This is a genomic window from Agreia sp. Leaf244, from assembly GCF_001422695.1.
Classification (GTDB): Bacteria; Actinomycetota; Actinomycetes; order Actinomycetales; family Microbacteriaceae; genus Agreia.
Map to the genome: position 1 here is coordinate 239,335 of NZ_LMLX01000003.1, position 17,190 is coordinate 256,524.

The window sequence follows — 17,190 nt, forward strand, 5'->3', positions numbered from 1 at the left end:
GCCCTGATCAGCGCTGGCGCTGATCAGCGCTGGCGCTGGGCCGACTGGTCGCGATCCCACTCGTCGAAGAAGTCCTGGCTCTTACGGCGAACGCGGTCGTCGAGTCCGACGTTGCGCTCCTTGCCCGTGGCCAGCGCCAGTTCTTCCTCGTGCTCGGCCAGCTGCCGGAGTGTGGCCAGCCTGCCCGAGGTGATCTGGGCATCCAGAAGCGTCTGGTCGCGCTCGAGCGCGAACTGCTGGCGCACACGGTTGATCTCGGTTCGATCGTGCTCGCGCGCGGTCTCGTCGTGCACGGAGTCCTTGTTGCCGAGGTGGCGCAGCAGCTTGATGATCACGGGCAGCAGTTCGATCGCGAAGAACAGCAGGAACACCATGACGTGCGCGAGCCCGGCCGACGGGCTCTCGGCGCTGAGTCGGTCGAGCGCCGTGAGCCGGTTGCTGATGCCGTCGCTCGAGGAGACGGCCGCATCGTTCTGGGCCTGGAAGTCTGCCTTGCGCTGCTCGATCGTGGCGAGCTCGGCCTGGGCCTTCGTGAGCGCCGCCTCAGCGGTGGTCTTCGACTCTTTCAGCTGCGATGTCAAGGCGGGCTGCGCGGTCGCGAGCGCCGCAGCGGTTGCTTCCTGCGCCTGGTCGTAGACGATCTGGGCCGCGTCGACGGCCTCCTTCGCTACGGCGGTGACAGCGCCTGCACCGAACTGGCCTGTCCCCCCTGTGCCGTTGGCCTCGGCCTGCCACGCTGCGGTTTTAGCGTTGAGATCGGCGAGAGCCGCATCTTCAGCCTTCTTCGCGGCCGCGTACGTGGGGTCGGTCATCGGATCGACCGCGTCGCTCGTATCGATGATCGCCTGGTTGCTGGCGATCGTGGCGCGCACGTCGTCTTCGGTGGCGAGCACGGGGTCGCTCGCGAGCTGGTCGGCGAACGCCGTGCGGGACTCGGCCTCCATCACGAGGATCTGCGCGCTGATCTCCGGCGCGAAGATCTGCAGCGTGACCGGCGTCGAGATGACGGCACCGAGAATGGCCGCGAGCAGCACGCGAGGCACGACGGCGAAGGTCGTCTTCCACGCGCCCTTGGTATTCGACAGCTGGATGGTGAGGGCGCGGTCGATGGCGAAGATTCCCGCACCCCAGAAGATGCCCACGGGAATGAACCAGAACCAGTCGGCGTGGAACACCATGCCGAGCGCGAACGACATCGAGAGTGCAGCGACAGTGGCCGTGAACATCAGGATGAGAGCCATCGACGAGTAGGCCTGGCGGTCGCCGGGCGCGCCCTCGATGGCGTCGGGGCGGGCTCCTCCGAGCACGGCCAGGCTGGTGCGACGCAGGCGGCGACGGCGCGCGTTCGGTCTCTCGCCGGGCTCGGCGGCCGCGGCCTCGGCCGTTGCTGCGTCGTCCTCGGTGCCGGATGCGTCGGGCTGGCCTGACAGGGCGGGCTCGGCGGTCTGGGCGGTCTCGGCGGTCTCGGCGTCGATGTCCCGCTCGAACCAGGGCTGCTCCTGCTGCTCGAACGAGAGCTGTTCGGTCGGCGCTGTGTTCGTCGAGTCGTTCGACAGATCGACGGTCAACGCCTCGATCGGAACCGTCTCGGCTTCAGGGCGCTTGCGCGGCTTCGGGGTCTCGCTGAACCAGGGCTCCAGCTGGGGCCCGGTCGATTCGTCGTTCTCGCTCACGCCGAGTCCTTCCTGTCGAATGGTCAGCGGCAAGTATGCATGCACCGACCCTGAGCATCCGGTGAGCGTGCTCTCAATCAGCCCAGCGACGCGGGCCGCAGCCGCTGGCAGTGCGCGCAGAAATGCGAGCCGCGATTCATGAAGCTGTCGCGCTATGTCAGCCTGCTCCAGAGTAAAGTTCTCGCTGGCTTCCGGTCAGCCTTCGCTTTGCTCTACGCCCCCTCCCCCTGACTCGGGGTGAACAACCTCGCGAGGCCATGGCAGATCTTTAGTTAGCCCTCTCTAGAAGCACTATTTGACCCGTCCCTGGCTGTCGCCGCCGCATAGTCAAGCAGGTTCCTCGAAATGAATGCTTCGACGGTGACGGCCCCCGAATTGCGACGAAAGTTTGACTCGCGATCCTCACTACGAGACATTGCCGTCAAATCTATGGATTCTGCAGGGAGTTCGGCGTCGAGCACCGAGGCGAGTGAATCAACTTCTTCCAAGGAGTCGTACACAACCAATAAATCGAGATCAGCGAAGGAGCCGATAGAGGATATTAGGGAACCAAAGACGAGAATCTCGAGGTCCGGAAAACGTCGAGTAGCTCGAACAAGAACCTGCAGATCGTTCTTCGACTTCATCGATTGAGTTCGCCGAGCAAAGGTCCCCATCGCAGAACGCGACATCCCAATTCGAGTCCGACCTCAACGGCTTCCGCTGTTGGATGACTATTCGGATTGGTCGCCACATAAATGTCGAATGTTCCGTACCGTTGAATAGCGGAGCGAACAGAATGGGCGGTGGGCTGGTACTCGGAGCCGATAAACACGGTGAGCGACGGTAATTGATGTCGCTCTAGTAGAAGACGCTTGTCGTCGAGAATCTCAATCGCTTGGACAGCTCCATGCTGCCGAAGCCCTCGGAGCGCGAATTCGGTTTCTCTGTCTCTGTACTCTCCGGGATTTGACAGTCGAAGGGCTCGCATTCCATCGGCGACGCTCCCTATGGCTACAGAAGCTTCATGGCATCGAATAATCGCTTCACCCAGCAACCGCGCGCCCTTGGGCACGTTGACGACTACCTGCACATCCGGATGAGCCTCCAATAGTTGCCCTACCTCATCAACGCCGAGCGGGTCTTGATGGACGAATCCGATACGAACGGGCGGATCCTCCGTTCGTGTGATCACCATGGAGTACTGCTCGACCACAACATTCGAGACGAAATCAAGTCTTTCGAATGTGGGCTTCAGAAAGTCAATTTGATTAGTCGGCATATACGGAGTCCATTTCTGCTGGGTATCTCTCGGAGATGAAGCCCTGGTCGCCATGAACGTGTCGCCGCTCTAGGTCGCGCACGTGGATCCGATAAACTTCCACTACGGATTTCTCCTCAGCATTGAGAAGCGACCGGTTCGCATCGAGATAACGCAGTATTGTCCGATGATTCGGAATGATGACGTTGACGACGTCTTGTTTCCAGAGCGACGCATATTCGCTCTCGGGGTCGAACCGATAGTCGTTATCGGGACCGCGACGCGCATGAATCGTTCGGTTCTCCGCCTGGAGAACCTCAATTGCAACTCGCGCAGTTCCTCGGTTTGAGAAAGCGGAGATACCTAGGGCGGTTTCAATCTTGGAGACATGGGACGTCTTCCATTGCACCAAGAGCTGTTCGTCAAAATCTTCGGGGGCCCTGTCAATCGTCGTGTGGCAGTTTGCGCACAGCAACACAAGATTGCTCCATGCCCCGAGTTCTTCCGGACTTGCGCGAGTATCACCTCTTGGCCCCTCGGCACTCGCGGCAATAACGTGGGCGATCTCCCCGAAGTGCACAGTTCCGGCTTGGGGCAACTCCACGAACAGCGGTGCTAGACATACGGGGTTCTGACACCGACCTGCTGAATCCGCGAAAAGGCGATATCTCGTAGCTGTGTTCGGGTTGGCAGCACCGCGGCCACAGGTCATCTCCTCGCCCTTCGCGCACACGACGCCAACTCCGACATGTGAAGTACGGCGCGCATCCTTGGATCTCTGGTCGGACCCTTTAATTTATCGACTATTTTCATCAGCTTGGCTCATGACTGGAAGCCTCACTTCCGAATAACCTCGGCGCGGCCCCGCGTTCAAGCATTCCACGGTGGGTCGACTTCATCTAGCCGTCCAGTACGGCACGGGCACCGGGCAGCAACAATTTAGGGAAGTACGGCTCGGACATTGGCGGGCATAGCGGGCACAATCAAGTTGTGCTGACCGTTTATCTGGATCAAAACAAATGGATTGATCTGGCGCGTGCAGAAACTGGCCATCCGCAGGGCCTTGCTTTCCGCGACACGCTAATGGTCCTCAAGGACGCGGTCGACTCAGGACGCGTTCGATTCCCGCTGAGCGCGGCTCACTACTTCGAGACAGGCAAACATCCCAATCCGAGAAAGCGATCGGAGTTAGCCACCACGATGATGCGCCTCGCAGGGCCACTTCGCATCTCCCCACCTCACCAAATCGTGCCTTGGGAAATTCGCCGCGGTCTGATCAAGATATTTCACCTACCGGCTCCAGATCCCGCACTTCAAATGTTCGGGAACGGAGCAGCCCAAGCGTTCGCTAGTCACAATCTGCGCTATTTGCCTCCCAAAGAGTGGCATGAAATCTCTCTCCCTTCGAACATGAAGGATGAAATCCATAGCCGCGCCTCACGAGAATTTGAAACTCTGCTGCTCGCCGGCGCCACGCCTGCGGGAGCGCCCGACGCGATGCGCGTCGTGTTCCACGACATGAAGACGCTCACCGACGATAGGTTTGTTCAAGGACAACTACACGTGGCTGAAGCCATTCGACAGTATGGACGCCGCCACCTGGATGAGGTCATGCTCGCGACAGCGGTTGCAGACATTCATGATCCATTGACTCGTATCGGAGCTGAGTACGGCCTTACCTTCGAGGATATCGCCGCACGGATGACCGGCATTATTGACAGCATGCCTTCTCGCTGGGTCGAGATGAAGTTGCGTCGGCAGCGCCAGGCAAACCCTGAGAAGACCTGGGAGGGGAACGACCTCAATGATGTCGCTGCGCTCGCCATCGCCGTACCATACTGTGACCTCGTCGTGACGGAACGATCATGGTCAGCGATGCTCAACGACGCCAAAGTTCCAGATCGCTTCGGTCACCGTGTATCACGAAGCCTCCATGACCTGACGGATCTACTTCTCTCCGCCTAAATGATGAGACCTCTCTAAGACGATTTGTTCTCCAGAGTACTCGCCCGAATCTCACCCAACCGCGAACCTAGGTTATCGAAGGGCGTTGTGGTTCACATCGCGTCCGGTGAAGCGCAGCCTGGCAAACGTGAACTATTGAATATGATGCGCTCTTCCACTCATCGCCGTTGACGCTCTAGGGCAACGAAAGACCACAGCATCGCAGTGTGCATCGATAATTAGCGCAGCCGCTGGCAGTGCGCGCAGAAGTGCGAGCCGCGGTTCATGAAGCTCTCGCGCACGATCGGGCGTCCGCAACGGGGGCACGGCTCGCCCTGCCGACCGTAGGCGTTGAGGCTGTGCGAGAAGTAGCCTGACGCCCCGTTCACGTTCACGTACTGGGCGTCGAAGCTCGTGCCGCCCTCGGCGAGCGCCTTCTCGAGCACCAGTCGCACCTCGGCGAGCAGCAGCTTGGCCTTGGCGCGCGACAGCGACGACGCGGGCTGCTCGTAGTGGATGCGCGCAGCCCACAGCGACTCGTCGGCGTAGATGTTACCGATGCCGCTGATCAGGTTCTGATCGAGCATCGCCCTCTTGATGCCGGTGTTCTTGCGGGCGAGCGCGGCGAAGAAGACCGAGTCGCTGAACGCAGGATCGAGCGGGTCGCGGGCGATGTGCGACACCTGGCCAGGGAGGGAAGCGAGCTCGCTCCCCCGGCCGGCCGCGCGCCCGTCGGGCGTCGGTACGAGGCCGTCGACGGCCATCGAGCCGAAGATGCGCTGGTCGACGAAGTTCACCCAGAACTCGCCGTGCTCGGGATGCTCGATGTGCAGTCGGATGCGCAGCAGGCCGTCCTCCTCGACGCCCGGGGTGCGCAGCAGCACCTGTCCGCTCATGCCGAGGTGCGTGACGAGGGCATGTCCTCCGGCGTCTGTCGCATCGTCGAGCGGAAACCAGAGGAACTTGCCTCGGCGCACCGCCGACAGCATCCGGCGCCCCTCGAGCAGGTCGACGAACGCGCCCGCCACGGGGCTGTGCCGCTTGAGCGACCGCTGCTCGAAGACCTCGACGGCCGTGATGACCGCGCCGGAGACTGCTCTTTCGAGGCCCGCGCGAACGACCTCGACTTCGGGGAGTTCGGGCACGCTAGGCCGAGACCGCGTCGGTCGTCGGTGCGGCAGACAGGGCCGCGACGGCGTCGCGGGCGGCGGATGCCTCGGCCTGCTTCTTCGAGGGGCCGGTGCCGGATGCCTCGGCCACGACGACACCGGCGGCGCTCGTCACGCGCACGGTCGCCACGAACACCTTCTGGTGATCGGGCCCGGACTCCGTGAGTTCGTAGACGGGGGCGGCCAGGCCCTGTTGTCCCGCGACCTCCTGCAGCGACGTCTTCGGATCCATCGAGATGCGGAAGTGGCCCGGGGCCGTGGCCAGTGGCGCGACGAGCCTCAGCACGAGGGCGGTAGCCGCATCCGGACCCGCGCCCAGATAGCTGGCGCCGATCACGGCTTCCATCGTGTCGGCGAGGATCGAGGCCTTGTCTCGTCCACCCGTGAGCTCTTCGCCCCGGCCCAGCCGCACGAAACGGCCCAGCTGGATGCCGCGGGCGATCTCGGCGAGGGCGACCGTCGACACGAGGCTGGCGCGGCGCTTGGCCAGCTCGCCCTCCTCGAGGTCGGGGAATCGGTGGTAAAGCATGACCGTGACGGCCTGTCCCAAGATCGAGTCGCCGAGGAACTCCAGGCGCTCGTTCGTGGGGATGCCGCCGTGCTCGTAGGAGTACGAGCGGTGGGTCAGGGCGAGCTCCAGCAGATCGTCGGGAAGATCGATCTGCAGAGTCGCCAAAAGGAGCGACCCGTCGGTTTCATGTTCCGAAACCATCGAGGCACTCCTTGGTGACGCTTCTGATGTCGTTGCCGACAGCAGGAGTCTTAGATGTCTGCGACCTTGCGGCCCTTGTACTCCATGAACAGGGGGGTGCCTGCGGAGTCCTCGACGATCTTGGCGCGGTGCGGCAGGCTGTAGACAGTCTTGCCGTTCTCGATCGTCTTGACGAGGGTGGGGGCCGTAGCCTTCCACTGAGCGCGACGCATGCGGGTGGAAGCCCGCGACATCTTTCTCTTCGGAACAGCCATGATCTTCTCTTCTCTCTATCGTTCAGGTCACTCGGGTCGCGTGGACGCGTCGGTGTCTGCTTGGTCAGTCTGTGTGGAAGCTTCGAAGCCTGCGAGCGCAGCCCAGCGCGGATCGGTGATCTGCTGAGGTTCGCCATGCGGCTGATCGGCCAGCTTTTCACCCGTCTCCGGGTCGAGTCCTGGGCAATCCGGCCGACAGACCGGTTGGAACGGCAGTGAAAGTACCACCGCATCCCTGATCATCGGTTCGAGGTCGACGTGATCGTCGAGAACCGAATAATCAAAAGCTTCGTCAAGAGAATACGCGAAAACGTCTTGGAATTCGACTTCTACCGGCAGATGGATGTCGGTGAGGCAGCGACCGCAGACTCCGTCGGCCGTTCCGGAGACATGAACCGAGGCCAGGATGCCGTCGTGCAGGCCCTCGAGACGCAGGTCGACATCGAGGATCGAGTCGGCCTGAACGGCCACAAGGCCCTCGCCAAGCTTCTCGGGAACAACGATCTCGAGCTCGTGCTCGCGCATCTCGCCGGGACGGTGGATGAGGTCGTGCACCCCCACCGTGTAGGGCGTCTTCTTGAATTTGTTCACAACATTCGAGTCTACCCCCGCCTGCACGGCCCGGCCCCTCGGTCTCATACAGCCGCGGGCGGCCTACTCGACCAGCGCCAAGACGGTCTTGACATTGCCGAGCTTGGCTGGTTGGTTAGTTACATGAGTAACGAACCAACCAAGAGTGATCGTCATGGATGACTCCCGACCGATCTTCGTTCAGATCGCGGAGCTGATCGAGAACGACATCATCGCCGGCGCGCTGCCCGAAGAGACGCAGGTTCCGTCGACGAACGAGTTCGCCGCATTCCACCGCATCAACCCCGCAACCGCAGGCAAAGGAGTCAATGTGCTCGTCGACGACGGCATTCTCTACAAGAAGCGCGGCATCGGCATGTTCGTGGCGTCCGGCGCCCGCGATCGTCTGGTGGCCAAGCGCCGCGACCAGTTCCAGAACGAATTCATCGCGCCCCTGATCGTCGAGGCAGAGAAGCTCGGCATCGACAAGACGCAGGTGATCGACATGATCAGAAAGGAAGGCACCGCATGAGTGCAGTAGTCGAGGCATCCCACCTCACCCGACGATTCGGCGACACGACAGCCGTCGACGACATCAGCTTCAGTGTGCAGAAGAACACGATCCACGGTCTGCTCGGACGCAACGGAGCCGGCAAGACCACGCTGATGCAGCTGCTGACCGGCCAGGACTTCGCCACGCGCGGCGAGATCCGCGTCTTCGGCGAGAACCCGGTCGAGAACTCCGGCGTGCTGAGGAACGTGTGCTTCATCAAGGAGAGCCAGCGCTACCCCGACGAGTTCAAGCCCCGGCACGTCTTCACCAGCGCGCCCTGGTTCTTCCCCAACTGGGACGCCGCCTTCGCCGACCGACTGATCGCCGATTTCAGGCTTCCGCTGAACCGGCGCATCAAGAAGCTGTCGCGCGGCCAACTGTCGGCCATCGGTGTGATCGTCGGGCTCGCATCCCGCGCCCCGCTCACGTTCTTCGACGAGCCCTATTTAGGTCTGGATGCCGTGGCCCGGCAGATCTTCTACGACCGGCTCCTCGAGGACTACGGCGACCACCCCCGCACGGTCATCCTCTCAACCCACCTCATCGACGAGGTCAGCAACCTGCTCGAGCACGTTCTCGTGATCGACGAGGGAAAGCTGCTCATCGACGACGACGCGGAGACCCTCCGCGGCTCGGCCACCACCGTGGTCGGCACCCGACAGGGCGTCGACGCCTTCGTCGCCGACCGCGAGGTGCTGCACCGCGACGGCATCGGCGGACTCGCGTCGGTCACCGTCGGCCGACTCTCGCCGCGGGATCGCGCACGCGCCTCGGAGATGGGGCTCGAACTCTCGCCCGTGTCCCTGCAGCAGCTGGTCGTGCGCCTCACCGGCGACAACCAGACCGAGACAGTATTGGAGCAGAGCGCATGAGCACCGTCACTCGAACCGAACCGACAGAGCCGCTGGCCGACGGACACGACGCGGGCAGTCGCATCCTCTCGGTCGTTCGCCTGCACCTCGTGAACCGCTACAGCGTCTTCGCTGTGCCGTGGATGATCATGGGTGGCATCTTCATCGTCAACGTCACGATCTGGTGGATCATCTTCGCCTCGGTGACGAACGAGTCCGACAGGGCCGACGCGCGCGACGGCATCGCCTACTCCGGGGCGCTGTTCTACATCTTCGTGTACATGCTGGTGCTGGGCATCCAGGCAGTGGCCTACACCTTCCCGTTCGCGCTGGGCTTCAGCGTGACACGCCGCGACTTCTGGCTGGGCAGTGCGCTCACCTTCGTCGCCCTCTCGGCGGTCTACAGCGCGGGCCTCACCATCCTGGCCGCCATCGAGGTGGCGACCGACGGGTGGGGGCTCGGCGGCACGATGTTCGCCAGCTACTACTTCGGCGGCGCGGATGCGTCGTGGATCGAGCGATTCGGGCTCTACTTCGCGACGTATCTGTTCTTCTACTTCGTCGGCGCCGCGATCGCGACCATCTACCAGCGCTGGCGTAACAACGGCATGCTGGCGCTGTTCGGAACCCTCGGACTGGTGCTGATCGCCGGCATCGCGCTGGTGTCGTTCACGAACAGCTGGCCCGCGGTCGGTGCCTGGTTCGACTCGAACGGGCCGTCTGGCGTGATCGCGTGGAGCCTGGTGCCGACGGTAGTCGCCGCCGTCACGGGATACTTCATCCTGCGCAGGGCCACCCCGAAGAACTGACGACGACCGCTAGGCGGCCGGCGGGTTGCGGTGCTTGTTCGCCTCGACCACGGCGGCCGCCTCGGCGCGCAGCGCATCCACCACGGTGCGCACGGCAAGGCGCTCGGCGCGATCGGGCCGCATGAGAATAGCGATGTGGCGCTCGGCGACGACGCCCTGCAGGTTCTTAAGCACGATGCGGTCGCGGTAGGCGCCCGCGGCCGTGTAGCAGGGCAGCACGGCGACGCCGAGGCCGGCCGCCACGAGCGCCTCGGTGACGCGGGTGTCGCCGAAGCGCTGGAAGAAGTTCACCGGAACACCCGCGGCCTCGAAGATGTCGTTGAGCGTGCGTTCGAACGGGTAGCCCCAGGGCACGCCGATCCACTGCTCACCGATCAGGTCGCTCGGCACGAGGAAGTCCTTGTCGGCGAGGCGGTGCCCCGGAGGGAGCGCAATGTCGAGCGGCTCGGTCATGAGCGGGATGGCGAGGAGGTTCTTGTCGTTCCAGAAGGCCGCGGGCTTCGGCGAGTGGGCCAGAACGATGTCGAAGTCGCTGGTGAGCGAGGGAAAGCCCTCGGACTCCGGGTCGCGGTCTGAGCAGTGCACCGTGAGCCCGCCGGTCTCGGCCACGCGCTTGAGCATGCCCGGCAGCAGCATCTGTCCCGCCGTCGGGAACGTGGCGAGCGACACCGTGCCCGTGGGGTCGTTGCGGAACTCGTCCCACACCGCCTCGGCCTTCTCGAGCGCGATGGCGACATCGGTCGCACTGCGCGCCAGGGCCCGGCCGGCATCGGTCAACGCGATGCCACGACCGACCTTCTCGGTGAGCGGAAGACCCGCCTCGGACTCGAGTTTGCGCAGCTGTTGAGAGATGCCCGACGCGGTGCGATGGGTGGCCCTGGCCACCTCGGTGATGCTCCCCCGCTCGGCGAGTTCGCGCAACAGATTGAGTCGTCCGACGTCCATGATCAGCAGTCTAGATCACGGAAGCTGGACTACACAGTGAGCAAAGGACAATTCACTTGTGGTACATGGTTGCCGAGGCCAGAGTTGAGACAACATCACTCATCCCGGAAAGGACAGGAACCATGATCATCGCACTCGTCTCATTCTCTCTTCTCGCACTCGCAGGCGTCGCCGCCAGCATCGTGACCGTCGCTCGGGATGGCTACCGACCCCAGCCCACGCGCTGACACCGACGGTGCAGCGGCAGGCCAGGAGCCTCCGCTGCACCGACCGCGTCAGAGGCTCGAGAACGCCCGATCGTAGATGTCGAGCGCCTTGGCGACCTCGTCGTCGGTGACCACGCAGGGCGGCACGACGTGCAGCCTGTTGTCGGCGAAGAACGGCAGCAGCCCGAGCGAGAGCAGCGACTTCTTCAGCGCTGCGATCACCGCGGGAGCGACCGGCTCGCGCGTCTCCGGGTCGGCCACCAGGTCGAGCGCCCAGAAGACGCCGAGGCCCCGCACCTCTCCGATGATCGATGGATGCTTGGCCTGCAGCGCGCGCAGGCCCGGCCCGATGACATCGGCACCCACGCGCTTCGCATTGGCCACGATCCCCTCGCTCTCCATGGCGTCGAGCGCGCCGACGATCGAGGCCATCGCAAGCGGATGCCCGGAGTAGGTGAGCCCGCCGGGAAAGACCGAGTCGTCGAACGCCGCGGCGATCGACGGCGAGATGACGACGCCGCCCACGGGCACGTAGCCCGAGTTCACGCCCTTGGCGAAGGTGATGAGGTCGGGCACGACGATGTCGCCGTTCTCATCGGCGAGCGACTGGAAGGCGAACCAGTCGCCGGTGCGGCCGAAGCCCGCCATCACCTCGTCGAAGATCAGCACGATGCCGAACTCGTCGGCGAGCGCACGCACCCCCGCCAGGTAGCCGGGCGGCGGCACGAGCACTCCGGCCGTGCCCGGGATCGTCTCGATGAGGATCGCGGCGATCGACGACGCGCCCTCGCTCTGGATGACGCGGCGCAGGTGGTGCAGGGCCCGCTCGCCCTCTTGCGCGACACTGTCGCTCCAGAACTCCGAGCGATACGAGAAGGGGCCGAAGAAGTGCACGTGTCCGCGGGCGTACTCGTTCGGAACGCGGCGCCAGTCCCCCGTCGCGACCACGGCCGCGCCGGTGTTGCCGTGGTACGAGCGATACGTCGACAGCACCTTGTCGCGCCCCGTATAGAGCCGGGCCATGCGGATCGCGTTCTCGTTCGCATCCGCACCGCCGTTGGTGAAGAAGACCTTGCCGAAGCCGGAGCCGGCGCGATCGAGGATGCGCCTGGCCGCTTCGCCGCGGGCGAGGTTGGCGTGGGCGGGCGCGACGGTCGTGAGAACGTCGGCCTGGGCCTTGATCGCGTCGCGCACGGCCGGATGCTGGTGGCCGATGTTCACGTTGACGAGCTGGCTCGAGAAGTCGAGGAACTCGTTGCCGTCGTGGTCCCACACGAGCGTGCCCGACCCCCCGGCGATGACCATGGGATCGAGGGCGGCCTGCGCCGACCAGGAGTGGAACACGTAGGCCCGGTCGAGGTCGTACGCGCGCTTGCCGTCGTCTGATGTGGGAATCACGTGTGGTGCCTGTTCTTTCTGTGTTGCGTTCCCTGAGCCCGTCGAAGGGAAGCCCTTCGACAGGCTCCCTTCGACGGGCTCAGGAAACGATGGTAATGGTAAAGCTGGTGTTACTCGCCGCCCGCCTTGAGGGTGACCTCGATGGGCGTGAAGTCGGCGCCTTCGACGTCGACCCCTTCTTCTTTCAGCTCGTCGAGAGCCTTCGTGACGTAGTCGTTCGAGTAGGCGGTCGCCGGAGGCTCCTCGGAGATGACGGTGGCGCCGGTCTCGTTCTTGGTGCCCATGGCGATGTCGACCGTCTGCTTCCAGGCGTCTTCGTCGATCATGCCGATTCCGCCGGATGTCGACGGCCAGATCAGCTTGTTGACCTCGTTGGTCATCCACAGCTGGTGGCTCTCGCCGAGCGTGGAGCCGGCGGCGGTCACGATCTGCGCGGCCTCCTCGGGGTTGTCCTTCGCGTAGATCCAACCCTTGATCGAGGCCTTGATGAACTTGACGGTCTGGTCGGCGTAGGCGTCGTCGTCGGCGAGCTTGGCCGAGTCGGCCCAGATCGCATCCTGCAGCATGGCTGTGCCCTCGTCGTTCCAGTCGATGACGTTGAGGTCGTCGGGCGTGAAGAGTTCGCCCGTCGCCGGGTTCACCGACTCGAGCACCTGGGCGTACTCGTTGTAGGTCATGGCCTGCGCCGCATCGATGTCACCGGCGAGGAAGCCGTTCATGTCGAACGCCTGCTGCACGAGCGAGATGTCGTCGGTGGCGACTCCGGCCTTCTGCATGCCGGCGAAGAGTTCCCACTCGTTGCCGTAGCCCCAGCTGCCGACCTTCTTGCCGGCCAGGTCGGCCGCGGTCGTGATGTTCTTGTCCTTCATCGAGATCTGCGTGGTGGCGCTGCGCTCGAAGATCTGCGCAACGTCGGTGATCTCGGCACCCTGCTCGATGGAGCCGAGAACCTTCGGAACCCATGAGATGGCGTAGTCGGCGTCGCCGCCCGAGAGCACGTCCTGCGGAACGATGTCGGCGCCACCCTCGAGGATCGTCACGTCGAGCCCCTCGTCTTCGTAGTACCCCTGGTCGAGGGCGGCGTAGTAGCCCGCGAACTGCGCCTGGGCGAACCACTGCAGCTGAAGGGTCACCGGCGTGAGTTCTCCGCTCGCCGAATCGGTGGAATCGTCGGAGCCGCTCGAGCTGCAGCCTGCCAGCGCGAGCGCCGAGACGGCCGCGATGGCGCCGGTGACAATGAGGCGTTTGCTGTGTTTCATTGTTCCTCCTGTGTTGGTGCGGTGAATGGTGCTGAGGCCGCCGGGGTCGGCGGACGTCGTCAGGGGCCCGTCGACGGGGCCCGGTGCGGCGAGACGATCTTCTCGAGACCGAGGGTCACGACGTAGAAGACCAGGCCGAGGATGATCGCGCCGAGAACGTATGCATAGGCGAGCGAGTAGTTGCTCGAGGCCGCCGCCGAGGTGATCGACTTGCCGAGCCCTCCGATGGGACCGCCGAAGTACTCGCCGATGAGCGCGGAGATCACCGCGAGGCTCGAAGCGATCCGCAGCCCGATGAAGAGGAACGGAACGGCCCCCGGCAGGGTGACCGCCCGCGTGGCCTGCCACGACGAGGCGCCGTACGCCCGCATGAGATCGCGGTGCACCGGCCTGGCCTGGCGCAGGCCCCGCAGCGTGTTGAGGTACACGGGAATGAAGACCGCGAGCGCCGCGACGAGCTGCCTCGCCGTCTCTTTGTCTGCGCCGAACATCGTGTACAGCACGGGGGCGAGGGCGACGATCGGTATAACGGATGCCGCGGCGACCAGCGGGGCGCTCAGTTCGTCGGTGATCGGAAGCACGGTGGCGATGATCGCGGCGACGATGCCCACGATCGCGCCGATCAGCAGGCCGATGAGCGCGTTCGCCCCGGTGACGAGGCTCGACGTCCACACGCTCGACACGCTCGAGGAGAACTCGGTCGCGATCGACACGGGCGACGGCAGCACGAACGGCTTGATCTCGAGGGCTACCACGGCCAGCTGCCAGAGGGCGACGGCGAGCACACCCAGGAGCACGGGAGCGAGGATCGTGCGCGGCAGCGAGGCTGACTGCTTCATCGGATGTCGACCCCTCGCGCAGCCGGTGCCCCAGCGGACTCGCCGTGCAGGCTCTCGCGCACGGACACCACGGCCTCGAAGAAGCTGTCCGCCTCGCGCAGCCCCTCGTCGCGCCCCTCGGCGCGTCCCAGGTCGACGGCGATGACGTCTCGAATGCGACCCGGCCGGGGCGACATCACGACCACCCTGTTCGAGAGGAAGACCGCCTCGGGGATCGAGTGCGTGACGAAGACGACGGCGGCACCGGTCTCGGCGCAGATGCGCACGAGCTCGGTCTGCATGCGTTCGCGGGTCATCTCGTCGAGGGCGCCGAACGGCTCGTCCATCAGCAGCAGTCCCGGGCTCTCGGCGAGTGACCGGGCGATGGCGACCCTCTGCTGCATGCCGCCCGACAGCTGGTCTGGGTATTTGTCGGCGAAATCGGAGAGACCGACGAGGGCGAGCAGCTCCGACGAACGCGCCGCACGAGCGGCCCTGCCCACCTTGTGCAGCTCGAGCGGCAGCTCGATGTTGGCGCGAACGGTGCGCCACGGCAGCAGGCCCGCCTGCTGAAAGGCGATGCCGTAGGCCTGGTCGATGCGGGCCTGCCCGGCGGTCTTGCCGAACACCTCGATCGATCCGCTCGTGGGGGTGTCGAGGTCGGCGATGAGACGCAGCAGCGTCGACTTGCCGCATCCCGACGGTCCGATGAGCGACACGAACTCGCCCGGCGCGATCGTGAGGTCGACGGACTCGAGCGCCGTCACATCCGTGCCCTTGCGCGACGCGAAGACCTTGCTGACACCGGCGACGGAGACGGCCGGCGGCCGGGCGGATGCGATGGGCTGGCCCTGCGCTACGGGCTGGCCGGATGCTGTGGGTTCGGTGCTCATGCGGGGGTCTCTCCTCGACGGTAACGGGTGAGGGCGAGGCCGATCAGGGCCACCACCCCCGCGGCCAGGAGGCCGACGACGACGGCCCCGAAGATGGGCGCCCACGGCTTGGCGGGGTCTCCGCCGGCCGCCGCGGCGTACTCCACGATCATGCGGCCGATGCCGCCGCGCAGGCCGATGGAGACCTCGGCGACGACCGTGCCGATGACCGCGTTGGCGGCCGCGAGGCGCAGGGCGGGCAGGAGGTAGGGCACGCTGGCCGGCAGGCGGAGCCTGATGAGCGTCGCCCACCAGCCCACCGAGTAGGTGCGCATGAGTTCGACGTGGTTGACGTCGGGCGACTCCAGGCCACGGAGCGCCCCGATCGACACGGGGAAGAACGCGAGGTACGAGGCGATCAGCGCCACCGACATCCAGTTCTCCCAGCTGAACTCGCCGACCTCGATCTGCGAACCCCACCGCTTGACCAGCGGGGCGATGGCGATGAGCGGAACAGTCTGGCTGAGCACGATCCACGGGAGCAGCGCCGACTCGGCCGTGCGGAAGCGCTGCATCACGATCGCGAGCAGCATGCCCACGACCACGCCGACGAGCCAGCCCACCGCCGCAACGCCCAGGCTGAAGAACGACGCCTCGAGCACGGCCTGCCACATGAGCTCGTCATCACCCGCCGAGCGCACCGGGCGGAAGAGCCGGGCGACCATATCCCACACGTGCGGCATCGCGAGGTCGCTGGTGCGGGGAAGCACGGTGAGGTCGCCGATCATCACCCCGGTCGCCGGGCCGAGCGCCTTGTAGAGCTCCCAGACGGCGGCCAGCACGACGACCCCGAGCACCCCGAGGAGCACGCGGCGGGCGAGCGGCGAGCCGGTTCGGGTCATGCCTTGGCCGTGATGTGCTCTTTGAGCGCGGGGATCACCGTCTCGCCGTACACGCGGAGGGTCTCCTCCTTGTTGTCGTGCTGCAGGTAGCCGGCGAACTGGGTCACACCGATGTCCTTCAGCTTCTTCAGCTTCTCGATGTGGTCGTCGGCGGTGCCCAGCAGGCAGAAGCGGTCGACGATCTCATCGGGCACGAACGCCGTGTGGCTGTTGCCGGCGCGACCGTGCTCGTTGTAGTCGTAGCCCTCGCGGTCTTTGATGTAGTCGGTGAGCGCCGTCGGCACAGACGAGTCGGCCCCGTACTTCGACACGATGTCGGCCACGTGGTTGCCCACCATGCCGCCGAACCAGCGGCACTGGTCGCGCATGTGCTCCCAGTCGTCGCCGATGTACATCGGGGCGGCGACGCAGAAGGCGATCGAGTCGGGGTCGCGGCCCACATTCTCGGCAGCGGCACGCACCGTCTTGATCATCCACTCGGCGATGTCGAGGTCGGCGAGCTGCAGAATGAAGCCGTCTCCCACCTCGCCCGTGAGTTTCAACGCGAGCGGACCGTATGCGGCGACCCAGACATCCAGTTCGCTGCCGACGCTCCACGGGAACCGCAGCTCGGCGCCGTTGTACTCGACGGGCCGCGAGTTCGCCAGCTCGCGGATGACGTGAATCGACTCGCGCAGCGACTTGAGCGTCGTCGGGGCGCCGTTCGTGACGCGCACCGCCGAGTCGCCCCGGCCGATGCCCATGATGGTGCGGTTGCCGTACATCTCGTTGAGCGTGGCGTAGAGGGAGGCCGTCACGGTCCAGTCGCGCGTGGCCGGGTTCGTGACCATGGGGCCGACCTTCACACGATGGGTCTCGTTGAGGATCTGGCTGTAGATCACGTACGGCTCCTGCCACAGCAGGTGCGAGTCGAACGTCCACACGTATTCGAAGCCGTGCTGCTCTGCGAGCTTCGCGAGGTGCACCGTTCGAGAGGCGGGCGGGTTGGTCTGGAGTACTGCGCCGAATTCCATGC

Annotated in this window: 19 protein-coding genes; 4 read left to right on the forward strand and 15 right to left on the reverse strand. The window is 64.8% G+C overall.

What is annotated here, in order from left to right; all coding sequences use genetic code 11:
• Positions 1 to 23: 23 nt before the first annotated feature.
• The 4 genes from ASF06_RS11140 to ASF06_RS11145 form a co-directional block, all read right to left on the reverse strand.
• On the reverse strand, positions 24 to 1,673 hold the full coding sequence (locus tag ASF06_RS11140; protein ID WP_055946917.1) for a DUF4407 domain-containing protein: 1,650 nt from the start codon (positions 1,671 to 1,673) through the stop codon (positions 24 to 26).
• A 272-nt stretch (positions 1,674 to 1,945) separates the two neighbouring features.
• Complete coding sequence (locus tag ASF06_RS19520) at positions 1,946 to 2,299, reverse strand: hypothetical protein (protein ID WP_157439169.1); 354 nt, start codon at positions 2,297 to 2,299, stop codon at positions 1,946 to 1,948.
• Positions 2,296 to 2,934, reverse strand: a complete 639-nt coding sequence (locus tag ASF06_RS19525) for a hypothetical protein (protein WP_157439170.1) — start codon at positions 2,932 to 2,934, stop codon at positions 2,296 to 2,298. Before ASF06_RS19525 ends, ASF06_RS19520 begins: the two co-directional genes overlap by 4 nt.
• Positions 2,924 to 3,517: a hypothetical protein gene (locus tag ASF06_RS11145; protein WP_157439171.1), complete on the reverse strand. Its 594-nt coding sequence runs from the start codon at positions 3,515 to 3,517 to the stop codon at positions 2,924 to 2,926. The genes ASF06_RS19525 and ASF06_RS11145 overlap by 11 nt, the downstream gene beginning before the upstream one ends.
• Before the next feature lie 386 nt (positions 3,518 to 3,903).
• On the opposite strand from ASF06_RS11145, the gene ASF06_RS19530 reads away from it, so the two are divergent.
• Positions 3,904 to 4,878, forward strand: coding sequence for a hypothetical protein (locus ASF06_RS19530; protein ID WP_157439172.1), 975 nt, complete (start codon positions 3,904 to 3,906; stop codon positions 4,876 to 4,878).
• 218 nt (positions 4,879 to 5,096) lie between these two features.
• On the opposite strand, the gene mutM is transcribed toward ASF06_RS19530, so the two are convergent.
• The 4 genes from mutM to ASF06_RS11170 are packed head-to-tail and all read right to left on the reverse strand — an operon-like array spanning position 5,097 to position 7,583.
• Positions 5,097 to 6,002 (reverse strand): bifunctional DNA-formamidopyrimidine glycosylase/DNA-(apurinic or apyrimidinic site) lyase, encoded by a 906-nt coding sequence (gene mutM / locus ASF06_RS11155; RefSeq protein ID WP_055946924.1) that lies wholly within the window; start codon positions 6,000 to 6,002, stop codon positions 5,097 to 5,099.
• 1 nt (position 6,003) lies between these two features.
• The gene (gene rnc, locus ASF06_RS11160) at positions 6,004 to 6,738 is read right to left on the reverse strand and encodes a ribonuclease III (RefSeq protein WP_055931314.1); all 735 of its coding nucleotides are present in this window, start codon (positions 6,736 to 6,738) and stop codon (positions 6,004 to 6,006) included.
• Between the two features lie 50 nt (positions 6,739 to 6,788).
• Positions 6,789 to 6,992, reverse strand: a complete 204-nt coding sequence (gene rpmF / locus ASF06_RS11165; protein ID WP_044442139.1) for a 50S ribosomal protein L32 — start codon at positions 6,990 to 6,992, stop codon at positions 6,789 to 6,791.
• A 27-nt stretch (positions 6,993 to 7,019) separates the two neighbouring features.
• On the reverse strand, positions 7,020 to 7,583 hold the full coding sequence (locus tag ASF06_RS11170; RefSeq protein ID WP_369797325.1) for a YceD family protein: 564 nt from the start codon (positions 7,581 to 7,583) through the stop codon (positions 7,020 to 7,022).
• A 154-nt stretch (positions 7,584 to 7,737) separates the two neighbouring features.
• Here ASF06_RS11170 and ASF06_RS11175 point away from each other — a divergent pair, with 154 nt between their 5' ends.
• Genes ASF06_RS11175 through ASF06_RS11185 form a run of 3 tightly spaced genes read left to right on the forward strand, consistent with a single transcriptional unit; the run spans position 7,738 to position 9,775 of the window.
• Positions 7,738 to 8,094 carry a GntR family transcriptional regulator gene (locus ASF06_RS11175; RefSeq protein WP_055932192.1) on the forward strand — a complete coding sequence of 119 codons (357 nt, stop codon included), beginning with the start codon at positions 7,738 to 7,740 and terminating at the stop codon, positions 8,092 to 8,094.
• On the forward strand, positions 8,091 to 8,987 hold the full coding sequence (locus tag ASF06_RS11180) for an ABC transporter ATP-binding protein (protein ID WP_055946926.1): 897 nt from the start codon (positions 8,091 to 8,093) through the stop codon (positions 8,985 to 8,987). Before ASF06_RS11175 ends, ASF06_RS11180 begins: the two co-directional genes overlap by 4 nt.
• Entirely contained in the window at positions 8,984 to 9,775 is a 792-nt protein-coding gene (locus ASF06_RS11185) for a hypothetical protein (protein WP_055946928.1), read from the forward strand. The genes ASF06_RS11180 and ASF06_RS11185 overlap by 4 nt, the downstream gene beginning before the upstream one ends.
• 9 nt (positions 9,776 to 9,784) lie before the next feature.
• On the opposite strand, the gene ASF06_RS11190 is transcribed toward ASF06_RS11185, so the two are convergent.
• The 7 genes from ASF06_RS11190 to ASF06_RS11220 form a co-directional block, all read right to left on the reverse strand.
• Positions 9,785 to 10,720 (reverse strand): LysR family transcriptional regulator, encoded by a 936-nt coding sequence (locus ASF06_RS11190; RefSeq protein ID WP_055931310.1) that lies wholly within the window; start codon positions 10,718 to 10,720, stop codon positions 9,785 to 9,787.
• A gap of 275 nt (positions 10,721 to 10,995) precedes the next feature.
• Entirely contained in the window at positions 10,996 to 12,321 is a 1,326-nt protein-coding gene (locus ASF06_RS11195) for an aspartate aminotransferase family protein (RefSeq protein WP_369797324.1), read from the reverse strand.
• 113 nt (positions 12,322 to 12,434) lie between these two features.
• Complete coding sequence (locus ASF06_RS11200; protein WP_055946930.1) at positions 12,435 to 13,583, reverse strand: ABC transporter substrate-binding protein; 1,149 nt, start codon at positions 13,581 to 13,583, stop codon at positions 12,435 to 12,437.
• A 59-nt stretch (positions 13,584 to 13,642) separates the two neighbouring features.
• Positions 13,643 to 14,422, reverse strand: coding sequence for an ABC transporter permease (locus tag ASF06_RS11205; protein ID WP_055931302.1), 780 nt, complete (start codon positions 14,420 to 14,422; stop codon positions 13,643 to 13,645).
• Complete coding sequence (locus ASF06_RS11210; protein ID WP_055946933.1) at positions 14,419 to 15,294, reverse strand: ABC transporter ATP-binding protein; 876 nt, start codon at positions 15,292 to 15,294, stop codon at positions 14,419 to 14,421. The genes ASF06_RS11205 and ASF06_RS11210 overlap by 4 nt, the downstream gene beginning before the upstream one ends.
• Positions 15,291 to 16,175: an ABC transporter permease gene (locus ASF06_RS11215; protein ID WP_055946936.1), complete on the reverse strand. Its 885-nt coding sequence runs from the start codon at positions 16,173 to 16,175 to the stop codon at positions 15,291 to 15,293. Before ASF06_RS11215 ends, ASF06_RS11210 begins: the two co-directional genes overlap by 4 nt.
• Positions 16,172 to 17,188 (reverse strand): TIGR03842 family LLM class F420-dependent oxidoreductase, encoded by a 1,017-nt coding sequence (locus tag ASF06_RS11220; protein ID WP_055931293.1) that lies wholly within the window; start codon positions 17,186 to 17,188, stop codon positions 16,172 to 16,174. The genes ASF06_RS11215 and ASF06_RS11220 overlap by 4 nt, the downstream gene beginning before the upstream one ends.
• Positions 17,189 to 17,190: the final 2 nt, after the last annotated feature.